Genomic DNA, 2,729 nt, shown 5'->3' on the forward strand with positions numbered 1-2,729 from the left:
GGCAGCGTCACGCCGCCGGTGATGCCTCCGAGCGCGGAGGAGGCGGCCAGCCGGCGCACGCTGCCGCCGGTCGCCTCGACCGGCGCGTTCAGTCGGTCCTTGGTGGAGATGACGTCGGCGAATTCCGGCGCGTTGATCGGCCCGACATGGGCAAGCGCCGTCAGGTCGCCATTGCCGACCTGGTAGAGGCCGATCTCCTTGGTCTCGACGCTGCCGAGGAAGATGCCGGGCTCGGATCTTTCCAGCTTGACGATCAGCGCCTTGCCGGACGGCGTGATGACCTGGGCAGGACCCGGATCGTCGCTCATCGTCTGGCGGCGGATCTCGAGCACCATGCCGCGTCCGTCGGCGGTCAGCCGCTCCTCCTCGAGCTCCGGCTCCTTCATCAGCCAGTGGGCGATGCGGCGGTAGAGCTGGACATGCGGGCCGCCGCCCTCGAAGCCGCGCGCCCACAGCCAGCCCTGGTCGGACAAGAGCATGCCGACGCGGCCTTCGCCCTTGCGGTCGAGCAGGAGGAGCGGCAGATTGTCGGCGCCCTTCATCACCACTTCGCCTTCGGGGTTCTTGACGCCGATGGTGCGGAACCAGCGGCTCCAGTGCGGCGGCTCGCTGTTGGATCCGTCGAGCCCTCGCGTCACCGGGTGGCGCTGGCCGAGATCGGTGAGGCGCGGGTAGAAGGCCTTGTCGACGACCTCGCCGCTCGGCATCGCCGGCAGCGCCGACATCAGCGGCGTGCGGGCGATAGAACTCTCGCCGGAATATTCGGGGCCGGCGGCGATCAGCAGTGCGCCGCCCTTTTCGACATATTCGGAGATGTAGTCGTAATAGAGGATCGGCAGCACGTCACGGTGCTGGTAGCGGTCGAAGATGATCAGGTCGAAATCCTTGATCTTCTCGACGAACAATTCGCGCGTCGGAAAGGCGATCAGCGACAGTTCGTTGATCGGCGTGCCGTCCTGCTTTTCCGGCGGCCGCAAAATCGTGAAATGGACGAGATCGACCGAGGCGTCCGACTTCAACAGGTTGCGCCAGGTGCGCTCGCCGGCATGCGGCTCGCCGGAGACGAGCAACACGCGCAGATTCTCGCGGATACCATCGACCAGAGCGATGGCGCGGTTGTTGGCGTCGGTCAGTTCGTCCGGCTGGTGGTCAATGGCGAGCTCGACGATGTTGCGGCCGGCATTGGGAATGGTGACCTGCAGGGGCATCGTCTGGCCGATCGTGGCGCGCTCGACGGAGACCTGCTCACCGTTGATCGAAACGCGGACGTCGACCTGGCCGGACTGATCACCGGTGGCGATGACACGGTAGGTCATGTCGAGCGGCTTGCCGACGAGGCCGAAGCGCGGTGCGTTCTCGAAGCGTATGCGGCGGTCCTTCTCGTGGTCATTGCCGGTGATGAGCGCGTGCAGCGGCGCATTGAAGTCGGGCGCGCCGGCGGGCGCGTCATGCACCTCGCCGTCGGTGATCATGACGGCGCCGCCGATTCGCGATGGCGGCACGTCGCGGAAGGCGCCTTCGAGCGCGCTGAACAGCCTGGTATCGGTACGCTCCTCGGCGGCATCGGACTTGCCGGCCTCGACCACGCGCACGTCGAACTGCTTGAAGCGGGCAAGGCGCTGCTGCAGCCCGGCCAAGGCCTCATCGGTCTGTTTGGTGCGTTCGCCGATGTCCTGGCTCTGGCTGCGGTCGACAATGATGGCGACAACGCTCTTCAGGGCATCGCGCTCCTCATCGAGGAACACCGGGTTGAGCAGCGCGGCGCCGAGCGCCAGCAAGGCGGTGAAGCGCAGGACCGAGCCGCGCTGACGGAACCACAGGCCGACCAGCGCCAGCAACGCCAGCGGCGCCAGCACTGCGACAAGCCACGGCCAGGCCAGAAGCGGTTCGAAGGAGATCGACCAGTTCATGGCTTTACTGCCCCAGCCGTTCGAGCAGGACAGGCACGTGCACCTGATCGGATTTGTAGTTGCCGGTCAGCATATACATCATGATGTTCACGCCGGCGCGCAGCGCATAGATCCGCTGCATCGGATCCGCCGGCACTGTGGGCAGCAAGGGGTCGCCATTCTCGTCCACAGCCCAGGCGCCGGCGAAGTCATTGGCGGTGATCAGGATCGGCGAGACGCCGTCGCCGACGCGCACCGGACGGTTCTCGGCATTGCTGGCGTCGAGCGAGGCCTCGACCCACAGCGGGCTGCCGTTGAACCGCCCGGGGAACTCCGGAAGAATGAAAAAGGATTTGGTCAGCACGTGGTCCGACGGCACCGGCTCCAGCGGCGGCACGTTGAGATTGCCGAGGATGTCGCGCAGCCGTTCCGTCGCCGGGCTGGTCGAGTTCGCGCCGATGCCGTTGGCGAACTGGTCGCGGGTGTCGAACAGCACCGTTCCGCCCTGCTGCATGTAAGCGTCGATGCGGGCGATCGAGGCTTCGCTCGGCATCGGGGCGGCCGGGTCGATCGGCCAGTAGATCAGCGGGTAGAAGGACAATTCGTCCTTGGCAATGTCGACGCCGGCCGGCGCGCCGGGCTCCAACGCGGTCTTCTCGATCAGGAAGCGGGTCAGGCCTTCCAGTCCGGCGCGGCTGATCGAATCGACGCCGGGCTCGCCGGTGAGCACATAGGCGATGCGGGTTTTCGAGATGTCCTCGATCGCCTGGGTGTCGCCGGGCTTGGCGTCGTCGGCGCGTGCGCGATCGGCATGGCCGAGCAGCGCGCCAAGCCCGATAA

General features: G+C 66.6%; 2 protein-coding genes. Both read right to left on the reverse strand.

All coding sequences use genetic code 11. From position 1 onward, the window contains the following. Nucleotides 1–1,910, reverse strand: a 1,910-nt coding sequence (locus EN742_RS30945) for a hypothetical protein (RefSeq protein ID WP_128333665.1), incomplete at its 3' end; no start/stop codon positions are given. A gap of 4 nt (nt 1,911–1,914) precedes the next feature. After that, nucleotides 1,915–2,729 (reverse strand): DUF4159 domain-containing protein (locus tag EN742_RS30950; RefSeq protein WP_148670374.1); only part of this gene is annotated, 815 nt, incomplete at its 5' end.

Source organism: Mesorhizobium sp. M4A.F.Ca.ET.020.02.1.1 (assembly GCF_004022645.1).
GTDB lineage: Bacteria > Pseudomonadota > Alphaproteobacteria > Rhizobiales > Rhizobiaceae > Mesorhizobium.